This window comes from Ardenticatenales bacterium (genome assembly GCA_020634515.1).
Taxonomy (GTDB): domain Bacteria; phylum Chloroflexota; class Anaerolineae; order Promineifilales; family Promineifilaceae; genus JAGVTM01.
The window spans coordinates 20,285-42,062 of record JACKBL010000011.1; the positions used below are offsets into that span (position 1 = coordinate 20,285).

At 57.7% G+C, this 21,778-nt stretch carries 21 protein-coding genes; 19 read left to right on the forward strand and 2 right to left on the reverse strand.

The genetic code is table 11. The features are described 5' to 3' along the window. Positions 1-56: 56 nt before the first annotated feature. Positions 57-527, reverse strand: a complete 471-nt coding sequence (locus H6650_21875) for a hypothetical protein (GenBank protein ID MCB8954662.1) — start codon at positions 525-527, stop codon at positions 57-59. A 221-nt stretch (positions 528-748) separates the two neighbouring features. Beyond that, positions 749-2,077: a DUF4147 domain-containing protein gene (locus tag H6650_21880; GenBank protein ID MCB8954663.1), complete on the reverse strand. Its 1,329-nt coding sequence runs from the start codon at positions 2,075-2,077 to the stop codon at positions 749-751. 605 nt (positions 2,078-2,682) lie between these two features. On the opposite strand from H6650_21880, the gene H6650_21885 reads away from it, so the two are divergent. The 19 genes from H6650_21885 (at position 2,683) to H6650_21975 (ending at position 21,761) form a co-directional block, all read left to right on the forward strand. Continuing rightward, positions 2,683-3,543 (forward strand): cupin-like domain-containing protein, encoded by an 861-nt coding sequence (locus tag H6650_21885; protein ID MCB8954664.1) that lies wholly within the window; start codon positions 2,683-2,685, stop codon positions 3,541-3,543. A 56-nt stretch (positions 3,544-3,599) separates the two neighbouring features. Then, entirely contained in the window at positions 3,600-4,523 is a 924-nt protein-coding gene (locus H6650_21890; protein MCB8954665.1) for a phosphotransferase, read from the forward strand. A 184-nt stretch (positions 4,524-4,707) separates the two neighbouring features. Continuing rightward, the gene (hemW, locus tag H6650_21895; protein MCB8954666.1) at positions 4,708-6,093 is read left to right on the forward strand and encodes a radical SAM family heme chaperone HemW; all 1,386 of its coding nucleotides are present in this window, start codon (positions 4,708-4,710) and stop codon (positions 6,091-6,093) included. 22 nt (positions 6,094-6,115) lie between these two features. Beyond that, positions 6,116-6,946: a class I SAM-dependent methyltransferase gene (locus H6650_21900; protein ID MCB8954667.1), complete on the forward strand. Its 831-nt coding sequence runs from the start codon at positions 6,116-6,118 to the stop codon at positions 6,944-6,946. Between the two features lie 7 nt (positions 6,947-6,953). After that, positions 6,954-8,012 carry a hypothetical protein gene (locus H6650_21905; protein MCB8954668.1) on the forward strand — a complete coding sequence of 353 codons (1,059 nt, stop codon included), beginning with the start codon at positions 6,954-6,956 and terminating at the stop codon, positions 8,010-8,012. Continuing rightward, on the forward strand, positions 7,990-8,595 hold the full coding sequence (locus H6650_21910) for an HAD-IA family hydrolase (protein MCB8954669.1): 606 nt from the start codon (positions 7,990-7,992) through the stop codon (positions 8,593-8,595). The genes H6650_21905 and H6650_21910 overlap by 23 nt, the downstream gene beginning before the upstream one ends. A gap of 338 nt (positions 8,596-8,933) precedes the next feature. Beyond that, the gene (locus tag H6650_21915; protein MCB8954670.1) at positions 8,934-9,728 is read left to right on the forward strand and encodes a hypothetical protein; all 795 of its coding nucleotides are present in this window, start codon (positions 8,934-8,936) and stop codon (positions 9,726-9,728) included. A 5-nt stretch (positions 9,729-9,733) separates the two neighbouring features. Beyond that, a complete protein-coding gene (locus tag H6650_21920) occupies positions 9,734-10,882 on the forward strand; it encodes a hypothetical protein (protein MCB8954671.1) in 1,149 nt (382 codons plus the stop codon). Next, entirely contained in the window at positions 10,867-11,253 is a 387-nt protein-coding gene (speD, locus tag H6650_21925) for an adenosylmethionine decarboxylase (protein ID MCB8954672.1), read from the forward strand. Before H6650_21920 ends, speD begins: the two co-directional genes overlap by 16 nt. Before the next feature lie 131 nt (positions 11,254-11,384). Continuing rightward, complete coding sequence (locus tag H6650_21930) at positions 11,385-12,209, forward strand: methyltransferase domain-containing protein (GenBank protein ID MCB8954673.1); 825 nt, start codon at positions 11,385-11,387, stop codon at positions 12,207-12,209. An 8-nt stretch (positions 12,210-12,217) separates the two neighbouring features. Beyond that, on the forward strand, positions 12,218-13,372 hold the full coding sequence (locus H6650_21935; protein MCB8954674.1) for a phosphotransferase: 1,155 nt from the start codon (positions 12,218-12,220) through the stop codon (positions 13,370-13,372). Between the two features lie 17 nt (positions 13,373-13,389). After that, on the forward strand, positions 13,390-14,898 hold the full coding sequence (locus H6650_21940; protein MCB8954675.1) for an acyl--CoA ligase: 1,509 nt from the start codon (positions 13,390-13,392) through the stop codon (positions 14,896-14,898). Beyond that, entirely contained in the window at positions 14,895-16,133 is a 1,239-nt protein-coding gene (locus tag H6650_21945; protein MCB8954676.1) for a type III PLP-dependent enzyme, read from the forward strand. The genes H6650_21940 and H6650_21945 overlap by 4 nt, the downstream gene beginning before the upstream one ends. Before the next feature lie 36 nt (positions 16,134-16,169). Further along, on the forward strand, positions 16,170-16,433 hold the full coding sequence (locus tag H6650_21950; GenBank protein MCB8954677.1) for an acyl carrier protein: 264 nt from the start codon (positions 16,170-16,172) through the stop codon (positions 16,431-16,433). Positions 16,434-16,435: 2 nt separating this feature from the next. Beyond that, positions 16,436-17,617: an acyl-CoA/acyl-ACP dehydrogenase gene (locus tag H6650_21955; GenBank protein MCB8954678.1), complete on the forward strand. Its 1,182-nt coding sequence runs from the start codon at positions 16,436-16,438 to the stop codon at positions 17,615-17,617. 40 nt (positions 17,618-17,657) lie between these two features. Then, positions 17,658-18,611 (forward strand): LD-carboxypeptidase, encoded by a 954-nt coding sequence (locus H6650_21960; protein ID MCB8954679.1) that lies wholly within the window; start codon positions 17,658-17,660, stop codon positions 18,609-18,611. Between the two features lie 89 nt (positions 18,612-18,700). Continuing rightward, positions 18,701-19,750, forward strand: coding sequence for an asparaginase (locus tag H6650_21965; GenBank protein MCB8954680.1), 1,050 nt, complete (start codon positions 18,701-18,703; stop codon positions 19,748-19,750). Between the two features lie 101 nt (positions 19,751-19,851). Continuing rightward, positions 19,852-21,018, forward strand: a complete 1,167-nt coding sequence (locus H6650_21970; GenBank protein ID MCB8954681.1) for a nucleotidyltransferase family protein — start codon at positions 19,852-19,854, stop codon at positions 21,016-21,018. Positions 21,019-21,032: 14 nt separating this feature from the next. Further along, the gene (locus H6650_21975) at positions 21,033-21,761 is read left to right on the forward strand and encodes a histidine phosphatase family protein (GenBank protein ID MCB8954682.1); all 729 of its coding nucleotides are present in this window, start codon (positions 21,033-21,035) and stop codon (positions 21,759-21,761) included. Positions 21,762-21,778 lie beyond the last annotated feature (17 nt).

The window sequence follows — 21,778 nt, forward strand, 5'->3', positions numbered from 1 at the left end:
GCCAGGTTTGGCTTGACATAGAGCTTCCGGGAAGGTTTACCCATAGGTTGCGTCGTTTACTGATGACGTTTGATCCAGGCGACGCCATATCCTGGCAGTTGCAGGTGGCGATGGGTGACGGTCGCCTGTGCGCAAAGATTGATGCCGGCATAAAGCAATGCCAGCGTCAGCAGTGGCAGGGCGCGGGGGCGAAAGACGGCTGACAGGTCGGTCTCCGGCGCAACAGCCTTGAAATAGCGCGTATATGGCTCCTCGCCGCGCCGGAAGGCTTGAAACCAGTCGCTGTGCGCCGAAATGTGGTTGATGACGGCATCAAACATGAGTCGGAAGTCGGGCGCGAAGGGGGTCACGTCGTCCCAGCGGCCCAGGTCGGGATTGACGGCCAGGTGGTCAATGACGGAGAAGCCGTCGTCGGAGGAGTAAGGTAAAAGGGGGAGAATTGGGACGCCCGTAATCAGGCCGCGCACCCGATCCCGCAAAAACCGGCGCGGGGTTTGCGGTGGCGTCCGCCCTTCGGCCTGGATCATGTCGCCGTAGGTGATGAGAAAAACGTCTTGCGCGTCAAAGTAGTTGCCGCGTGGGGTTGGGGCAGGTTGTCCGATTTTCTAAATCGGGCTGTGGGTGATGGTGTCCGATTTGGAAAATCGGACTACGCACACAAACCGGCGTCAGGTTGTTCACATTCGTGCCCGTTGCCGGCATTATGTGCCCTGCGAAAGTTGTCCGATTTGGAAAATCGGACTACGGATTAGTAGGTCAAAACCAGTGTCAGGTCGTTCACATTCGTGCCCGTTGCCGCTGTGATGTGCCCTTCTCCCAACGCCTGGAAAAAGGCATAGCTGTTGCTGTTCGCCAGATAGCGGGCGGCGTCCAGGCCACGAGCCATCCCCTGGGGCACGGTCTCGCCGGTGACGTAAGCGCCGGCCACGGCGGGCGCGTCCGCCGGATGAAGGCCGTCGTCGGCGTCGGTGGAAAAAGCGGCGATCACGCAGTTGGGGTGATGCGCCAGGGAGATGGCCGCCGCCAGGGCCATCTCCTGGTTGCGCCCGCCGTAGCCATCGCCTTGTACGGTGACGGTGGTTTCACCGCCGTAGAGGTGGCATTGATCGGGCGGCAGGGCGCGGGCCGTGGCCGCGATTTGCCGCCCCACTTGCCGCGCTTCTCCGGTGAGCGTGGTGGTGAGCAGCCGCGTGGTGAAGCCGCGCGCGGTGGCCGCGGCTGCCGCCGCGCGCGCCGCCAGCCCCACATCGCCGATGATGTGATGGTCGTTGCGGGTGATGGCGGCAGAAGAGGCCGCGGCCTCTTCTGCCACAGCGGGCCGCGCCAACAAGTCCCGCACCTGCCGCCGTGTCGCCGCGTCCAACCGCGACCAGACATTGTAGGCGTTTAGGATGTCCTGGGCTTTGCCGGCATCCAACGGCGTGATCACAGTCGGTCCGCTGCCAATGTGCGCGAGATGGTTGCCGACCACATCACTGAGGATGAGGGTGACAACGCTGGCCGGAGCCGCCAACCGCGCCAATCCGCCCCCTTTGATGGCGTCGAATTGCTGGCGCACGTGGTTCAACTCGTTGATGGGACAGCCGCTGTGCAGCAGCGCCTGGTTGAGCGCCTGCCACGGCGCCAGTGGTAGGCGGGGGCGGCTGAGAAGTGACGATGTGCCGCCGGAGACGAGGCACAGCACGAGGTCTTGCGGGCGGGTGTGGCGCAGCAGGTCGGCCAGGGCCGTGGCGGCGGCCACGCTCTTTTCGTCGGGCACGGGGTGGCTGCCCTGGTAGTAGCGTAGGGGGGCGGGCAGGTTGGCGGTGGGCTGTTTGGCGATGACAATGCCGGCAGCGATCCCCCCCTCACCCAATGCCGCCGCCGCCGCCCGTGCCAGGGCCACGCCCGCTTTGCCCACGCTGACCAGGAACAGCCGCCCGCGCGCCAGGTCAAAGGCGTAATCGGGCAGCAGCACCATCTGCCCTTCGCGGCGCAGGTGGGCGGCCATCACCCGCGCGGGTTGGGCGGCGGCGATGGCTTCGTTCACCAGGGCGTGGACGTGAGCGGCGTGGGCGGAGAAAGGGGGAGGGGTCATGGAATTACGAACTTCCTGGGTAACGATTCACGACCACCTTCCCGGAAGCCGTTTTGATGCCAAATGAGCTGAATCATGCGGCGTGTTGCGCTTGAAACCGAGCTTCCGGGAAGATCTCTGGGACCATATACCCTGGAGGCTGAATAGATGCCGGCATTTTCTCCCCCCACCATATCGTCAAAATCCCACCGGCGGCGATGGTTGTCGCCTCCCTTCCCGCACGCTTGTTGCATACGCCGGGAGCCGTGCCAGCAGATCCTCCGTCACCCGCGTTTGCCCATCAAAAAAGAAGCGAGAATCCGGCTAAAGGACCCTGGTTCAAGAAGTCCCTTCTATTGACAATCGGCAAATATCTCTTATTATTGTCATTACGTGTCTGTAATCCACTATTTTGGTACTAATTGGTAAATAATACCGGGTGCGGCGAGTTGTTATGCGGACCGGTTGTCCGTATATAACTTCACCGCAGGGGAATGCCCCGCACGCCCGGCATCTATAAGCTTACTGAGTGCGCTCCGTGAAAGCGGCAATGCACCTGTATCGAGGGTAAGGTAATGGGTCTTACACTTGCGTCTATCGTTGCTCCGCTGACGGCCGATGTGTTCATGCGCGATTATTGGCCCCGTAAGTTCTACGCCACCACGGCCTCCAGTGACCGGTATCACCCTTTATACGAGATACCCGCCCTCAATTCTACCCCCTTGCTTCTGGACAAATACGCCTCTCCGGTGACGCTGTTGCGTCATGATGGCTTTCATACGCGGGTAGCCGATGGGCGCACCGCTCTCCCTTTCTACCGGCAAGGCTTTACCTGCTATTTGCGTGATGTTGCCAAATATGTGCCAGAATTGCAGCCAATCGTAGCCGGGTTGGGTCGGGAAATTGGTTTGCCTGGCAGCGAAATAAAGTGTGAACTTTTCTGCTCCACCGGCGTGTCCGGGGCCAGTATGCACAGCGATTATGATATCAACTTCCAGTTGATTTTGCGCGGGCATAAACGTTGGATGGTCGCCGCAAACGAAAATATCGTCAACCAGACGAGCATTTGTCTTCCTGACAGGCTCATGCCACCCGATTCCTTGCAGCGCAAACTGGCCCACACGTTGCCCTTCCCGGAAGAAATGCCAGATGATGCTATCACAATTGACCTGGAGGCTGGAGGAGCGGTCTTTCTGCCGCGTGGGTTCTGGCACCAGACGGAGGCGATTGGCGACTGCTTGAGCCTCAATTTTGTGGTCAAGGGTCCGCATTGGATATCCGTCCTTTGTCGTGCCCTGGAGAATGAGTTGATCAATGACGCCGCCTGGCGTGATTTTGCTTATGGCGTTTGTGGCGATGAGGCGCGGCGTCAGGAGGCTACCGCCTCGTTTGCGACGTTGCTGGCTTCTTTTCGGGAAACATATCTGCAAGGAGATTGCCAGGAACTGGCGGCATTGTTGATTGACAAAGGTTTTGCCGCCGGATAGGCTCCCGGTACGTCGCGCCTGAAATCCCCTAAATGTATCGTTCCGTAACGCGCTCCATGACAGAAAATCAACTGCCATTGCCGGTGGCATTGGCGCGGAAACGGGTAGGCGCTATCAAAGATTGGTGGTTGCTCAGCCGTTCTAACAGCCTGTTATGGCAGGTGGAAACAGAGTCCGGTCGTTTTGTTATCAAGCATCTGGCGGATCGTAGCTCTGATCCGTTGATGGAGCAGCGTATAGGCGAATGGTTGACGCCGGATCCCCTTTTTCGACCGATCAGATGGGTCGAATCCTGCGCTGATGGGACCTTCGTTGTGATTTCGGATTTTATACCCGGCGTCTCGTTAGACCAGGTGTTGGAAACGAATGCGTACACGCCGGCGGAAGCGATCCGATGGGGTGGCCAGATGCATGAGATGTTTGTGCGGCTGGGCGAATTGCCGGCACAATCCTTCGGCCAACCCGATATCAATGGAACAGGAGAAGCCGCTTCCTGGGGGGCGTTTTGGGACAGCTACTTGATGCGACAGCGACAAAAAGCGCCTCAGTTAGCCGCTCTGCGCTTTGATGCTCTCTATAATGCATTCAAACGCATCCAGAGACGCCTGGACCACGAGATTGCGCAGCCGCGCCTTATTCCGGCTGACGTCAACAGTCGAAACTTCCTGGTGACTGACCCGCGGCGAAACCTGGTATTCGTGAATGTCCCCCTGGTTTGGCATGGCGACGCTGCCCACCCTTATGGCGAATCCCTGGTTCACCTTGACCAGACGCCGTTGTTGGAAACCCTGCTTTCATTGGCTGCCTATCCCGCATGGCGGTTGCACCTTTACGCCGCTTTGAATGCCTACGTGATTCTTGCTTACGTGGAACGGTTTGGCGGCCAACCGGTGCACCTGGCGACGCCGTGGGGCCGGAAACGGCCACTCCTCAACTTGTTAGATTGGCATCTGGAACAGGTCTCTGTTTCGTTGCCGTAGCGCAAGCTGTTAGTTCACCCGCTCACCGACAGGCGAATACCCTGTTACTGAAAAAACCGGGTTTTTCGATTGTTCGGCTGAAATTACCAGAGCGGTTCATGTGTAAAAACCCGGTTTTGGACCTTTTTTTTCAGTAGAGTCAAAACTGGGTTTCTAGCTGGTACTGTTATCGAAGGAGGAGTTTGTGTCCACCAAACAAGGCAGCAGATCTGGTGACAGGCTGGATGATTTCTGGCAGGCGAACGATGGGGAAGATTGGTGGAATGGCGGCGCACCCGTCCGTTTTCACCCGGAAGTGAACTTCGAAACTGCCACACACCGTAAAAATCACCAATCTAACGCGCCATTGGCCCTGTACGTTCATATCCCCTTTTGTCTGACCCGCTGCTATTTTTGTACCTTTACCGTGGTGGTCGGAAAACGGGTCAATGATGATCTGATTCAGGGTTATCTGCAGGCGCTGGAACAAGAATTGATCCATTATTCAGACATGCTGGCCCCCTTCGCGCCGCCCATTAAGACTATCCAGTTGGGCGGCGGTACCCCCTCAATGCTTACGGAAGAACAGTTACAATGGTTGCTTGACCGCATTCTGGCTCTTTTTAACTGCGCGGAACTGGAAGAAATCATTGTCGAAGGGTTCCCTTCCTCTGTTACCCAAAGCAAACTGGAAGCAATTGCCGCCTACCGGTGCGTTAAATTCAACATCGGTGTGCAAACGTTCGACGATATTGTGCTTGATTCCATTGGTCGCCGGCACGAAAAGGAACAGGCGATGGAGGCCATCGCGCAGGCGGTGAACGCCGGCCTGGCGTCGGTGGGTATTGATCTGATATATGGCTTACCATTCAGCACGCCTGAAGCTGTCGTGCGGGATGTTCGCCAGGCCGTGACGCTGGGCGTGGACCACGTCGCCCTGTACCCGTTGTGGATTTACCCCAAAACGACCCTCTTTAATCTGTGCCGGTCAGAGAAGATCTCCGTACCGACGTTGGAAAGCAGGCGCGCCCAGCTTTACGCCGGGGCGGACTCTCTGGCAGCGCATGGATTTCACCGGTATACGGCGTTTCATTACAGCCTCCACAACCAGACCCCGCATAACTATGGAACATGGCAGATGCGTGATCGTGACTGGCTAGGGGCGGGGCAGGGGGCTGTAAGTTACCTCAATGGTATCTTGTACCAGAATGACAAGAATATTGGCAGTTATATCCGCAAGGCGATGAACGGAGAAGAGTGTTCGGTTGAGGAAAGCCGGCTTTCGTTGGGTGAACGAATGGTGCGGGCGATGATATATGGGCTGCGCCTGCTGCCGATGCCGGTCGCCGAGTTCGCCCAAAAATATGGGCACGAGATGGAGGAGCTGTTTGATGAGGAGGTGATCGGCCTGGAGCGAACAGGAATGATCCAGCGCGTGGGCGGGGATATTGAGTTGACGCAGGAGGGCGTGCTCAACCTGGGCGTGATTGAAGATACCCTGGAACAGGTTCTGCGCCGTTATGGCATCGAGCCTGTCAGGGCGGCGAACCGGCAGCTTACTTCCGTGGAGCAGGTTTTCAGTGGCTGGTAAAGGAATGAGGGATAGCGAGCAAATGGACAATACAAGCGAGACAAACGTGTACGACCGGCGGCTGGGGCAGCTTTATGATTATTCGCCTGCCTTGTCGAGACGGCTCAACCACCCGGCGGTCGATTTCTATGTTGAGGAGAGTTTGCGCGCCGGCGGCCCTGTGTTGCACGTTGGCGTCGCCAGCGGCAAATATACGCTGCCGCTGGCGCGGGCCGGCCTCGATGTGATTGGGATTGACATTTCCGCCGATATGCTGGATGTCGTGCGCGGTAAGCTGGCGCATGAGGAGGAAGTCGTGCGGCAGCGGGTGCGGCTCCATGAGCAGGATATGCGGGCCATGCAACTGGATGCGCGTTGCCAGACGGTCATTATGCCTGGCAACATCTTCTTGCTCAACCTGACAGTTGAGGATCAGTTGAAGACGCTGCGCGGCGTGAACCATCATCTGGTGGAAAATGGCACGCTCATTATTGAGGCTTTTACACCCGATCTGATGCTTATCGCCGGGGCCAGGTCCAGGCGTTCGCCGCGGCAATTTGAATTTACTATCCCGGAAACGGGTGAGCGTTTCTTGTGTAATCGAACCATAGAAGTAGATCAGTTTCGACAACTGCTCCATCATCACCTGATTCATGAAAAGATCGAGCCATCGGGGCGCCTGGGAGAGCGGCATCTGACGGTGTTGACGTATCGCTACGTTTTTCCCTGGGAACTTATCCATTTGCTGCGCGTGGCGGGATTTGTCGTCAGGCATTGTTATGGAGATTTCGAGTCCCGAAAACCGAAATCGAAATATGATGGTTACCAGGTGATCGTGGCCGAAAAGTGCTGCGAAGCTGATCAGGTTTCATGAGATGGCGATGATTCTGGTCCAGTCGCATTGCGGCGGCGTGTTGATTGAATCCGACCGGGAAACGGTGGACACGCTGGGCGACTTGTGTCACGATTTCCTGGCGGTGTCTACGGTTGCCGGTCATTCAGATACGCGGTGGCCGAGCGTGATCGGCGTCGCCACGGCGCCGACTGACGGGGATTGGGAACGCGTTGTCTATGCATCTGACCATGAGCTGGCGCGGACCCTGTTTGTGGATCATGCCGGGCGGAGAATATTGGTTCCTGGCCCACCGGGTCCCTGGCGAACGCTGCACATGTTGCGGGCGGTGCGAAATATTTTGCGTTGGGAGGCTTATGTGGCCGGCGATCTTTTTCTACATGCCGGCATGATCGCCATCAACGACCGCGGTGTTGTCTTCTCCGGGGCCAAACGAACCGGCAAAACGACCGCCATCCTCGCCGGCCTGCTGTTTGCCGGCACTCGCCTGGTGGCCAATGACGCGCTGACCGTACGCGAAGAAGGGGGACGGTTGATTGGATACGGTTGGCCGCGGAGCATTACCGCGCGTCGAGAGACCCTGCTGGCATTGCAAGAATGGATGCCGGAACTGATGCGGCGGCTACCGTATGGCGCCCATCCTACCAATTCCTGGCCCGGTCCGCACAACGAGGCGCAGGATGTGACACATGCCGAGAATGTGCCGCGCACCGTCTGGCTTTATCCCGCGGAGTTGATGCAGGCGGTTGATGCCGGCATCAGCAAAGGCGCCCCATTAACGGCGATCGTTTTCCCCCAGTTTGACGACGCAGTCCACGAACCGGTGTTAGAGCTGCTGGACGAGGCGACGGCGCAGACGTTGCTCGCCGCCAACGTGGAATCAAAGGCCGTTTACTTCGATGAATTTCTTGACCGGTGGTATCGTGACACGGGAGTCGCGCGGCGGCGGCAATTGCAGGATCGTGTGTTAAGGACGATCCCTTTTTATCGCCTGCGCCAGAATATGTCCTGCGCACGTGCAGCGGCCTTGTTGGTGCGCGAAACCGTTGGCGGAGGATTGGTTCATGGGCAAAGCTTTGTTGATTGATCTAGATGGCGTGATACGGACCTGGCGCGTTGACCCTGCCGTGCCGGCAGAACGGGCTGTGGGGCTGCCCGCGGGCAGTATTCAGAAAGCGGCCTTTTCGCGTGACTTGCTGCTGCCGGCAATTACCGGTCAGGTATCCGATCCCCAGTGGCGACGACAAATCGCGGCCCGCTTGCAGGCTGAATACCCGGATGTCGATGCCGAACGGGCGGTGCAGCTCTGGTCTTCCTCTTCGGGGGAGGTGAACAAAGAAGTGGCGGCGCTGGTGCGGGAATGCCGGCATAAATCCTCCGTCATCCTCATTTCCAACGCCACCTCCCGCCTGTCTGACGACCTGCGGCGGTTGGGCATTGACGACCTGTTTGACCACGTGATCAACTCTTCGGATATCGGCTACATCAAGCCACAAAAAGAGATATTTGAGGCCGCCTTGCGCCATGTGGGCGCAACGACAACAGACCCGTTTTTCGTGGACGACAAGGCGGAACACGTCGCCGCCGCCGAGGCTACAGGAATAGCGGGTCATGTATTCCGCGACGTGGCCTCGTTACGGGAAAACCTGCGCCATCATGGGTTGATCTGACGCGGAAGTGTAGCACACTCGCGCAAACTACAGACTACAAGTTGCAAGAAAGGCGCGTCGCATCCTATTACTGGAGTTTGGCGAATGCCACATAGGGTGATCGGAGTCCAGGCTTTAGCCGGGTCCCCCCCCTATGTGGACCGGCTGAAGCCTTCACGCCAAAAACGCCAGAGTCCAGCCTATTATTCCTTATGTCCTATTATTTGAGCATAGAGCTGACTGACCTGGTTGCCAGGAAGGTCCGCTGGAGAGAAAAAGCGAACAGCAAAGAACCGCCGCCGGTTGAATGGTTGGGAACGGCACAATCCGCCACGGATCCGCCTGGTGGATATGTGGTGATGGTCAATGACACGGGCGAAGTTGAGCGATCCCTGCCGTTGTGGGGACCGGAGGGGATCCTGGTCGATCAGGGATGCTTGCTCGTTGCCTGCCCGTGGGATATCAAAGTGATTTCTCTTGATTTGTCCCAAATGCACCGGGTTTTATCCGGCCCCTGGTGCAATTACCTGCATTCGCTCCGACGCTCCCATCGTGGCCTGCTGGTCGCGGCCACCGGTATTGACGCAATTGTGGAAATCTCGCGCGAAGGTGAACTGCTTTGGGCGTGGTGGGCTACGGAACAAGGTTTCCGCACCGATTTCCTGGGTGGAGAACGCCGGCTTGACAAAGAGATGGACCATCGCGGCCTCAAATATGATACCAAAACGCACACCACGCACGTGAACTCCGCCGTAGAGTTGCCGGATGGCTCCCTGTTGGCCACGTTGTCCCATCAAGGATACCTGGTACGCATTGATAGAAAGACGGGCCGACATTCAACCTTATTGGAAGATCTGGGGCGGCCCCATTGTGTGCGCGTTTTTGATGAACGGCATATTACGGTCGTGGACACGCGCGCCGGCGAGGCTCTGTTGGTCCGGTTGGATCGCCATTATGCCCGTGCCCGTGTTGCCGGCAAAATCCAGACAGAAACAACCTACTTGCATGACGCCCATTTTGACGGCAAGACGTGGTTACTCGTCGATGGCTTGCATTCCCGCGTCTTCCACGCCGACGCTGATGGCCGTATGATTCGCGTTGACAATTTCGACGCAGACTGGGGCCTCTACGAGGCGATACCGAGTACCCATTGAGAGAGATGTACCAGGAAAACACCGTTGCTTTATTTGAAGAAAGGCTGCTCCAGGAGATTGGCCGTGCCAGAGAGGCGAAGCGTTGTACGCAGTATGTGACGGCGATGCCGGCAAACCTCTCTGTTTCATTTAGCTCTGATGCCTGCGACCATGATTGGATAACGGACTACCTGCGCCCCTTCTTGTTCGTCCCGCCCGTGCCGATTGTGGCCCCGACCTGGCGTGTCTTTTTTGCCGCGGCGTCGGCGGACATCTGGACGGCGATTGATTATTTCTTCCATAACCCGCCGCCAGAGATGGAGAAGCAATCTTACGTCGATGGTGATGTGAAGATTTTGCGCTTTGCCAGCGGCCAGATGCGCGTTTTCATTCAGTTCGTCTATGACAAGCTTTATCAGGTTGTGTCCGTTTGCGGCAACGAAATAGTTGTCTTCGCGCCCGAAAATGACGCGGAACGTTTTCTGTTTGTGCCCATGCGCGTGATCCGCAATTTGCTGACCCTGGATGCTCGAAACCAGGGCCGGCTCCACCTGCACGCCAGCGGCGTTATTTACAAGGAGCGGGCTTTCTTGTTTCTGGGAGAGAAGTTTGCCGGCAAAACAACCCTGCTGCTGACGTTACTTGATCGATTTAATTGCGCTTTCCTCACCAATGACCAGGTACTCGTTGACCCCGTGAGCGGCGAGGTGACGGGTGTTCCTCTGGCGGTGGGCGTGCGCCGGACAACGCTCGCCATGTTTCCTGAACTGGTCGATTACGCCCAGATGCATACCTTGCTCCACCACAATCACAATCGCAAATATAAAGGGGAAAAGCTGGTTTTTGCCCCGGCGGAAATCGGACACGCTTTTGCGTCGCCCCTGTTTGCTGGCGCGAGGCTGGGGGGCATATTCCTGATTCAGTTGGATTTGAACGCGGATAACCTGGCGCTATCGACGCTCACGGAAACAGACGCCGCTGCTCTCTTACAGCACAATGCTTTTTATACCGTTTCGGAAAATCAACCGTTTTGGGATGAGTATTGCCGGAACGGGGAGGATGTGGGCGACGTATGCCGGCAAATAGCCGCCAGCTACCCGGTGATGAGGATTCATCACAACAGCCTGGTGCTGGAGCAACTGATCACGCTGTTTGAGAAATGGTTGCGGACATGACACAGAACGTCTTACCGACAACGGGCATTCACTTGTTGGGCAATCTGCTTGATTGCGACCGGCAGCAGTTGGCTCACTATCGGCAGCCGGAACTACAGCGGTTGATTTCCGACCTCTTGCGGGAAACGGCGCTGCAAGAACTGGGCAGCTACTACTACCAATTTGAAGGTGGCGGCGGCGTCACCGGCGTCTCTGTCCTGGCTGAATCCCATATTGCCATCCATACCTGGCCGGAATTAAGCTACGTGACGCTAGACATCTACGTCTGCAATTATCAAACGCACAACACGCACAAGGTTGGTTACATTTTTGATAAATTGGTGCAGGCGTTTCGCCCTAAAAACGTGGTGCGAAATGAAGTGGTCCGCTAACCGGAAAAGCAACTCATCCAGAGGGGCAACGCAGTTCTGAATGTCGTTTTCATCGCCCGGCGCGCGGAAAAAGGATGCCGCGCCCGTCCAGTTACAACCAGGCAATACAACCAGGAAAGGAAAGGAATTGAATGACGATACGGTATGCGGAGATTTCGGACGCCGATGTGCGTCGCATGGGCTATGTGGATTTTGTGGCTTTCCTGGGGGAGACTAACCGTCCGCCCGGCGGGAAAAACGCTGTGCGCATCTTGTTGCAAAACGCATTTGTGACGAAAGACAGCAAGGTCCTGGATGTAGGTTGCAACACCGGCTACTGCTCTTTTGAAATGGCCCACCTGGCAAACTGCCACGTGACGGGCATTGACATCAATCCGCGGATGATCGAGACTGCCAACACGTTCCGCGCCCGCGAGACCCCGTTCTATCAAGAGCGTCTCGTGTTCGAGACGGTGGATGGAATGCGTATGCCCTACGCGGACAATTCGTTTGACCTGGTGATGAGTGGCGGTTCAACCGCGTTCATCGCCCAAAAAACAGCCGCTCTGCAAGAGTATAAACGGGTCTGTCGTGACTGGGGTTTTGTGGGAGATATTAACTTCTTCTATCATACGCTGCCGCCTGCGCGACTGATTCAAGAATTGAACGACATGATGTCAACCGATATCCAACCGTGGGGTTTGTCCTATTGGACTGAATTGTACGCCGCGGTGGGGCTGGAGCAGTTCTATATCCATGAGGGCATGATGCGCGAAGTCAGTGACGCGGAGCTGGATGCGTACTGCCGGTACATGGCAGCCCGCAGGCAGTTTTCCGCCGAAGTGGAGCGGGCGGTATTTGAGAAGTGGCGACAGATCATGGTTCTCTTTAATGAGAATCACCGGTATCTGGCTTATGGCGTGTTCGTTTATCGCAAGCGTCCGTACGAGGAAGAAAGAACCCTTTTTGGATTGTGAGGGGCGTTATGAGGCGACCAGAAACGTTGATTTTGCCGGCATTCACCCCCCGTCTGCCGCCCTCCCCAGAACCTGCGCCTGCCCCGCCCCTCCCCGAAGCGGATCGGCGGGAAACGGACGTCTACGGACGGGAACTGACGCACACCGATCTGCTGCTGGGCGCCGGCACGGACAATCTTCTCCTGCGGCGCATTGCCGCGCAGTATAAAATTGGCCCCATTCGCGGATTCTCTTATCCCGCGGTGGTCACCACTACCAGTCGCAAAGCTATCATCCATACTACCGACGGCGCTTACTTCTTGAAAGAAAAACCAGACTACTGCGCCGATCCCCTCTCTATCACCCTGGCAACCGGCTTTCAACACTTCCTGGCGGAACGCCTGCCCTTTGTGCCCCGGATCATCCGAACCAGAGACAACGGTTTCTTTGTCCCGGCAAACGGGCGTAAATATGTCTTGACCGTTTTTCAGCCCGGACGCATGTTTCGCGGCGCGGATGCGGATATCGAGATGGCCGCTGCCGCCCTGGCCTGGATGCACAACGCCGCCGCCGAATTCGCCATCCCGGAAACGTATCCGCGCAAATCATCCTATGATGAAACCCGCTTCTTCTGGCAACGGGCGTACGATCTGGCCGGCTCCGCGCGGGCGCTGGACAAGGAGCCGGCGATGATGGGGCTACGCGCTTTCATGGAACAGGCGGGGGATAAGGCGTCGCCCGATGCCGGCATTCGCCACCTGATCACCCACGGCGACTACTCCCCCCTGAACCTGGTTTTCTCCGCCACCGGCGTGGCCGCCGTCAACGATTTCGACAACTGCGACCATCACCCGCGCGTGCGCGACCTGGCGGAAGCGATGCTCACTTTCTCCGATGGGGTGAGTTATGCCGGCAACACCTCTAACTTGCGTCGGCCCATCGCCACGCGATACGACCGCGAAAAGGCCCGCCTCTTTTACCACACCTACCAGGCCCACACCCGCTTCCCGCTCAGCGACGCGGAAAAACGCCTGGTCACCGGGGAAATGATCTTTATCTGGATTGAACTGATGTGCCTGGGACTTGTGCGCGGCGATTTCAACTACCACGATGTGTTTAACTCTCTTTCGATGGGCAAATCCATCACCACGATGACGCCTCAAATAACGGATGCTGTATGGTAAACCAGACAAGAACCAGGTTGACTGACTGGCATCTGGCCGGGTTGCTGGACGAAGCCGCGGCCAACTATGCAACGCGCCCTTTCTTGCTAGATGGACGGCAAACCCTTACCTATCAGGAGGCAATCACGCAAGTAAACGGCGTTGCTCACTGGCTGCGGCAGAACGGGGTTCGCCGGGGCGATCGTGTCCTTATCGTCACGATGAATCGTATCGAAGCGATATTGATCGCCTTTGCCGTAGCCCGCCTGGGTGGTATCTTCACCATTTTGAATAACCAGGTTAAACCCGCGGGGCTACGCCAGGTTCTGAACCAACTCGATCCCGTACTCATGGTGCTCGACCGTTCAACGGCCAGCCTCACGGCGGAAATCTCCCATGCCGCGCTTGTCTGGGTCGGCGAACAGAGGCCGGCAACGGCGATCCCGTTTGACGATCTGGCCCGATTCCCCGCCGCAGCCCCCCGCGATTTCCCCGGCATTGACCTGGACCCGGCCTGCGTCCTCTTCACCTCTGGCTCAACCGGACAGCCGCGGGGCGTTGTCATCAGCCATGACAATTTTCGCTTTGCTGCGCAGGCTATTCAGGAACGCCTGGCCTATCGACCGGATGATATCGTGGGCCTGTTCCTGCCGCTGTCTTTTGATTATGGTCTGTACCAGGTGTTTCTGGCAGCCCTGGCGGGGGCCGCTGTTTTTGTGGCTGACGCGCAGCTTGCCGGCATTGAACTCCTCGCCACGCTGCAACAATACGACATTTCGGTGTTGCCGGGGGTGCCGTCTCTGTTTGCCGGCATGCTCAAACTCCTCCGGCGTCACCCCCGCGCCCTGCCCTGCCTCAGAAGCGTGACCAATACCGGCGCGCACCTGCCCGCGACCACTATCGAAGGACTTCAGCGACTGTTCCCCCAATTGCAGATCTTCGCCATGTATGGCCTCACCGAATGCAAGCGCGTGGCGATCCTGCCGGCGACGGAACTGAACACCCGGCCCGGTTCCGTCGGACGCCCCCTGCCGGGCACGGAAGTGACCATCATCGACGAACAGCAGCGGCCTGTGATGCCGCGCACCGTCGGCCAACTTGTCGTCCGCGGGCGGCACGTCACCCTGGGCTACTGGCAGGCGGAGCAGGAAACGCAACACCGTTTCCGCCGACGGGCGGATGGTACGCGAGAGTTGTATACGGGTGATCTCTGCTGGCTGGATGAAGAAGGATACCTGTATTTTGTCGGGCGCAACGACGAACAACTGAAACACAAAGGTTATCGCCTGCACCCCCTGGATGTGGAAACCGTGGCCTGCCGTGTATCCGGCGTGATGGAAGCGGGCCTGGCGCTGGCGGAGCCGGATGATAAACTCGTTCTCTTTGTCACGCTGTCTGACCCCGCAATCACCGCCCGCGACATCCTCCTGGCGCTGGAGGAGGAGTTGGAGACGTATAAGGTTCCCGACAGCGTGCGTATTTTGCCCCGGATGCCGAAGACGCCTAACGGCAAACTGGATAGAAAGGGGTTGCGGAACCTGTTATGATTAACGCCGATTTTGCCACAAAACTATTGGCCGAATTTGGTTCCCCGCTGTACGTGTATGATGCGGACGAGATCGCCTGCCGGGCCGGCGCATTGCGGGCCGCGCTGCCGGAGGATGCCTTTCTGCTTTACTCGCTGAAAGCGAATCCGCTGCCTGCCGTGGGCCGTCTGCTACATCAGCAGGGATACGGCGCGGAAATCTCCTCGTCCGGTGAACTGGACGCGGCGCTGGCGGCGGGTTTTGCGCCGGACAAAATCCTGTACACAGGCCCGGCGAAGACGACGGGCGAAATTCGTGCGGCGCTGGCCGCCAATGTGACGCTCTTTTCCTGTGAATCGTGGTCTGATCTGGATCGTCTGGCCGCAGAGGTCGATCGGCCTGTACGTGTTTTGCTGCGCGTTAATCCGCCCGCGCCGCCGCAAGCGCAACTGGCGATGTCCGGCGTCGCCAGTCAGTTCGGGTTTGAGCCGGGCGATCTGGTGGTGGAACGATTGCGTTTGCTGCCGCCAACGTTACGGATTGCCGGCATACACATCTACTACGGCTCGCAAATCGCCACCGTCGCCGCGCTGTCCGCGGCGATGGAGATGGCCTTGCGGACGGCGGAATCACTGGCCCAGAGCCTGGATCTCCCGCTGCAAATTCTGGATATTGGCGGGGGCTTCCCCGCACCCTATGCAGTAACCGGCGCGGAAGTCGATCTCACCCCTTTGCGCGACCACGTCCTCAGGTTTCGTCAACAGGGACCGCGCACGTCTGGGGCTGCCCTGTGGTTTGAATCGGGACGATACTTGAGCGCCTCATCTGGCGCGTTACTGTCCACGGTGATGGCGGTGAAGGCCGGGAAAGAAGGGCGGACGTTTGTGGTGCTGGATGCCGGCATCAACTGCCTCGGCGGCATGGCAGGTCTGGGCCGCATTTTTCGCCACCTGGTTCAGATCATCCCCTTGCGCCCTCCCGCCGACGCCGAAGAGAAAACGGTGGACATTGTTGGCCCCTTGTGCAGTCCGCTCGATTACCTGGCTCGTGACGTGAAGACGCCCCCTCTCGCTCCCGGCGACGTGGTAGCTATCCCGAATGTGGGAGCCTATGGATTGACTGCCAGCCTGGTTCATTTTCTCAGCCGACCTGCCCCGGTCGAGGTCGTCTATCGCGGCCACCAGGTCCTGGACAGCTATCAAATTCAAGCGCGGCACAAGCGCATATCGATGGATGAATCCGCCGTGGGATCGTAACGGCGGTTCACCCTGTCTTATCGCAGGAGAAATCAGATGCAGAACGCGGTCACGACGACCACTATGGACAGACTTCTTCCTATTCTGCGCCGTCATCTTAGATTGTCAGAAGCAACGGAACCTTTTCCCGTCGAGGAAAAACTGAATCGCATGGGCCTGGACTCTTTGAGCGCCATCAACCTGCTGCTCGACCTGGAGGACGGGTTTGATATCGTCTTCCCGGATGCCATGCTAAATGGGGAAACGTTCCGCACCGCGCTCACGCTAGGCGACGCTATCGATCAGCTACTCGGACGATAACCATGATCCCACCTACGGAGCTTTTGCAACGAAGTCGGGAGATCGGCCAGAATGTGTTGGCCCGGTGGGCCGCGGAAGTGGACGAATGCGGCCGGTTTCCCACGGAAAGCGTGGCCGCCTTGCACGAAGGCGGGTTGATCGGCTTTTTTGTGCCCGCACGCCTGGGCGGCCTGGAAGGAGACACGCGCACGTTCTGGCAAATCGCGGCCATTCTGGGGGAATCTTGCCTGTCAACCGCTTTGATCTGGGCCATGCACGGGCAGCAGGTCGCCACCCTGGCCGAACACGCCGCGGAAGAACATGCCGGCATTCTGGCGGATGTGGCCCGGCGCGGCAGCCTGGTGGCCTCTGTAACCACTGAATATGGTAAGGGGGGGGATCTGTTCACTTCCCGCACGCCGCTGCGCGAGGAACCCGGCGGTCTGCGCCTCTGCCGCGCTGCGCCTATTGTAAGTTATGGTGCGGAGGCGGAGTTTTACCTGATCACGATGTTGCGCGGAGAGGGGATGCCGGCAAATGACGTTTGTCTGGCCCTGGTGAAACGGACGGATGGCCAGATAAGTGTGGCCGGGGAGTGGCAGGCGATGGGGATGCGGGGTACTGCCAGCGTGCCCATGTCTTTTGACGTGCATATTGGCCCGGAACGCCTCATCGGCCGCGCCTTCCGGCAGATGGCCTTGCAGACGATGGTTCCCATTGGTCACCTCGGCTGGGCGGCAGCCTGGTTCGGCGCCGCCCGCGGGGCCTGTCGCCGTTTCGTCGGGCAGTTGCGCCGAAGTAGCCAGGGTCGGCAAAAACTAAAATCCGACCTCTTTATCCACCGCCTGGCTTCTATCAGGGTTTCTCTTGATCTGATGGAATCGATGATCTATCGCCTGGCAGACCAGTTGGAACAATGGAAGCGAGACGACGCACCTCCCGCGATGTACGAAGACATCACCTTCAATATCACTCTGAATAATCTTAAGATAGCTTCCTCCCAGTTGGCTTTTGCGGTGTCCGACGGCCTGCTGGAATTGAGCGGCTTAAGCCAGGGATACCTGAAAGGGGATGCGCTGGGGCTTGAGCGCACCTTCCGTGATCTGCGCTCGGCGGCGTTGATGTATCACAATGATCGCTTGATGGCGGCAAATGGTAAATTGATCCTGGTTGAGCATTCATCTATGCAAGGTGTCTGGCAATAAAAAGGCGTTCAGGCGCGTTCTGCTTTGATTGAGAAGATCCATGATTGACGTGATTCGTCCCCCTAGATTGCAGCCAGGCGACATGATCGCCGTTTTTACGGCTTCCGATCCGTTGACGCCGGAGGTGTGGCAGTGGGTGGAACGAGGTATAGAACAACTGCGGGCGATGGGTTTTGGTGTCGTTACCGGCCAGACGCTGTTCCGGCAGCATTATTACATGGCCGGAACGCCCGCCGAACGATGGCAGGATCTGCGACAGTTTGTTTGCGACGAACGGGTGAAAATGATCATGACGGCCATGGGGGGCGAAAATGCCAATCAACTCCTGCCCCTGCTGGATTACGAACTCATCCGCGCCCATCCGAAGATCATCACCGGGTACAGCGACCCAACTGTATTGCTGAATGCGATTCAGACGCGGGCCGGCCTGATCACGTTCTATGGGTTTCACGCGGCTTCTTTTGATCCGTTGTGGCCCTGGTTTGGTCAGTATGACAGAACCAGCTTTGCGCAGCTCTTCCTGGAAGGGAGCACACCACTGCGTATTCAGCCCGCCGCCGATCGCGAGACCTGGCGCGGCGGCGTGGCTGAAGGGGCGTTTGTCGGCGGTTGTCTCAGCGATGTGCGAAAATTGCTGGGAACCCCCTATGAACCAGATTGGCGCAACAAAATTCTCATCCTGGAGGATGTGCAGAAGAAGCCGCAGCACCTGGATGTCGCTCTCACGCACCTGAAACAGGCGGGTGTTTTTGCCGGCATCAACGGCCTGCTTCTGGGTAAGTTCCATGATTGTGTCGATTCCACGCACACAGATTGGAATCCTCCCCTGTCGCACCTTTTTCTGTCCATTACAGAAGAATTCCAATTTCCTATCTTGAAGACGGAAGAGTTTGGTCATTTCTCGCATATCTGCCCAATCCCCCTGGGATGCCTGGGAAGAATAGACGCCACAGCGCAAACGATAGACGTTCTCGAACCCTACCTGGAATGGTGATCAAATCCACTGGCCTGAATCATCCCATTTGGGCCGTCGAGCAAGACGTTCGACCTACCGATTGACGAAGGAAAAATATGACTGCCGGTATGCACCCCCCCCACACACATTCTGCCAACGGGATCGCCCCCCCTAAATCCTGGACGCGCCCGAAAGCGCAATATCGAGAAGCCTTGCTTCACCCCTGGTACCGGGCGCTCTTTGAAATAACGGACGCCTTCTTTTATGCTACAGTCGATTTCTTCCAATCCCGCAAGTTTATGGCATCCCTGCTGCCCATCACCACCAATGCCATTTCCAGCCCGATGGGCCTGGGCAGCGATTCCCTCCCGGTGCAGGTGGAAGTAGGCGGCGTGCCCGTCTACCTGGCGGATTCGATGCAGTTTATGCTGGAGTACAGCCTGCGCATTCACCCCCGCTGCCAGGGCGTCTATTACATCATGCCATCCTTTCGCGGCGAAGAAATGGACCAGCGCCACCTGTGCCAGTTCTTCCACAGCGAAGCGGAAATCGTGGGAGGCTTGCCGGATGTCATGAAACTCAGCGAAGCGTATCTGCGGCACATAAACGCATTTATGCTTGAGCACGTGGCCGAAACGATCGCCGCCATTGTTGGCTCCACAACGCATATCGAAAACACGTTATCCCGCGGCGCGGCTTTTCCGACTATCAGCTACCAGGACGCCATCGCGGAGCTAAAAAAAGATGCCGGCCACGTCACACACGTCGTTGCCGATTGGATGAAGATTACGTCCGCGGGGGAACAAGAACTGCTCCGTCGCCACGGCGACTTTATCTGGTTGACCCATTTCCCGCACCAGATCGTGCCCTTCTACCAGGCGATTGACGAGGAAAACCCGCATCTTTCGTTGTCGGCTGATTTACTTGCCGGCATCGGCGAAATCCTGGGTTCGGGCGAACGCCACCGGTCGGCGGCGCAGGTACAGCAAGCGCTCCAGACACACGAAGTCGATGCCGAGCCGTACGCATGGTACATCGACATGAAAAACATCCTCCCGCTGCGCACTGCCGGATTTGGCCTGGGCATGGAACGGTACATATTGTGGCTGTTGCAGCACGACGATATTCGTGATTGCCAGATTCTTTCGCGTGAGAATGGTAATAATGATTACGTATGAAACAGGTGATGTTTCACCCGGCAGCGGCGCGACCCGCTGATCACACGCTTCTCCAGTGCGTCGCACACTGACAGAGATGAACAGAAGGAACAAGTGCGGAAATGACACAAATCACATTACCCGATTTTACCTTAGGGCCAGAATGGGCCTTGCTGGAACTGGCCTGTTGGGGGTTGCGCACGGAAAAAGAACAACAGATGTTTGATGGTCTCCTACAATCCGACGCCATTCATTGGGGAGAGGTCCTTGAGCAGGCGGTCCGACACCGCATAATGCCGTTGCTGGCCTATTGCGTGACGACAAGCACACATAAAGACGCCGTCCCCATGGAGGTCAAGTACCATCTTTATGAAGTCCTGGACGTCAATCGACACAAAATGACCCTGCTTTACCAGGCCATCGTGGAAATAATCCAAAACCTGCGGGAGGCCAACATCCGCTTCGCCTGTACCAAGGGGATCAGCTTCTCCATCACTTTATATGCCGGTCAGGGCAGCCGCAATCTCAATGACGTAGACATTATGATTCTGGCAAAAGATCGTGGCAAGGTGATGGAGATCATGGACCGCCTGGGATACGAGACCGGCCTCTACTCCTACGTCACCGATCGCGTCGAGCCGCTACCCCGCCGCCAGATGATCACCTACAAATTGAACCCAGACCACATTCCTACGCTTTCACGACAAACGCACGATCCCATCGTGCGCTTTGTGAAGGCTGATTTTGCCAACAGCCTGACATGGACCGGCAGCAACATCGATATTCCCGTCGAACGGGCGCTGGCGCAGACGATAGAATATCCCATTCCCGGATTCTCAGACGTGACGATGCCTTTCTTCCTGCCTGAGTACCAGTTCATCTTTACAGCGCTGCATCTGTTTCGTGAGGCGTGGAAAGAGCAGCGATGGCAATCCCTGCGCGGGAAAGATGTAAACCTTTCCAAGTTTGCCGACATCTGGCGACTCTGGCACATGTACCCCGACGAATTGCAGAGCGACGCTTTTGTCCGACTGCTGCAAGAGTTTGAGATTGTCCCCGCCATCCTGTGGGTGCTCTACCACGCCGATCAGGCGTGGCACATGAACAGCGTCGCTACGCTTGGCCTGGAGGACCAGGTTGATATGACCTGGCTGAATACCGCTTCCGCGCCGGGGAACCGCGTTTATCAATGGCGGGGCACGATGCGCGAACGCCTGCATTGCAAGGTGCGCCGCGATCTATTTGACCCGCGGCCGGTTGCGTTGCCTACTCCGGTGATTGGCGTCTGACCGGAATCTGACTGATGATGGAACTCTATCTTGTCCGCCATGCGCAGGCGACCAACAACGTCGTTGGCGCCCCGTTTACGTATGAGCCGTCGCTTACTCCCTGGGGCGCACGACAGGCCAAATCGCTGGCTCAATATCTGGCTGACAACGCCTTGCCCCATCTGGCTAAACGCACCCCACGAGAGCGGTTGGCTGACGAGGGGCGAACCGGGTTTGCCATCACCCATTTGTATTGCAGTCCTATGTGGCGCTCTCTGCAAACCGCGGAAATCCTGGCTCCCCTATTGAAGCTGACGCCGGAGGTGTGGATCGACATTCACGAGCGCGGCGGCGCGTGTCCCGAAGATGGCGGGGGGGCGTATGCCGGCAAATCCCGACAAGAAATCCAGGCGCACTTCCCTTCATTCCTCCTCCCGGCAGGCATTACAGAACACGGTTGGTGGTTCCGAGAGACAGAAGACGCGGCCCTGTGCGCGGAACGAGTGCGCCGGGTGGCGACGTCATTGCAGGCGCGAGCGCAACAGGACGAGCGCATACTCCTGGTTTCACATGGCGCTTTTGTTGATGGCCTGATCAAAGTCCTATCCGGCGCTCCCCTGTCCGATCAATTCGCCTATCACCACTTCAACACCGGCATAACACGTATTGATTTCCGCCCGGATGGGGTCTACATCTTGTACCTTAATCGCGTCGAACACCTGACGCGACTTTACCGGCTGAGCCAGATGTTTCGTCAAGAGTGAGGCGTCCTGGCGGTTGT